This is a genomic window from Flavihumibacter cheonanensis (genome assembly GCF_022352215.1).
Classification (GTDB): domain Bacteria; phylum Bacteroidota; class Bacteroidia; order Chitinophagales; family Chitinophagaceae; genus Flavihumibacter; species Flavihumibacter cheonanensis.
In genome coordinates this window covers 1-283 of record NZ_JAKRWF010000173.1, presented here as the reverse complement: position 1 = coordinate 283, position 283 = coordinate 1, and the positions used below count along the sequence as shown (strand labels likewise).

General features: G+C 59.0%; 1 protein-coding gene. It reads right to left on the bottom strand.

The window, feature by feature from the left end; genetic code table 11:
- The coding region (locus MD536_RS21585) for a hypothetical protein (protein ID WP_239603849.1) at window positions 1-283 on the bottom strand (283 nt) is incomplete at both ends.

The window sequence follows — 283 nt, the reverse complement described above, 5'->3', positions numbered from 1 at the left end:
GAGATGAAGGAGGGTAGATGTTGCCACGCGAAGAATTGGCCTCTCACCTGGGCCTGCCTCAGATACCGCAGTACACGCTTGAGCTTCCTCAGGTCACCCTTGGTGGGGGCACTCATGCCTCTCGAGCACTCCTTGATCGCGTAATTCAAGTCAGGGCGGTCCTGTGCGATGTAGTTGATGATGGCCGTCGTTCGCCTGTACGCAGTGGACTCCTCCAGGTTCAGCTTCTCTTCGTCCTCCTCGGCCAGGGCGTCCTTGGAGCCCGGAGTGTTCACCTCCTTCG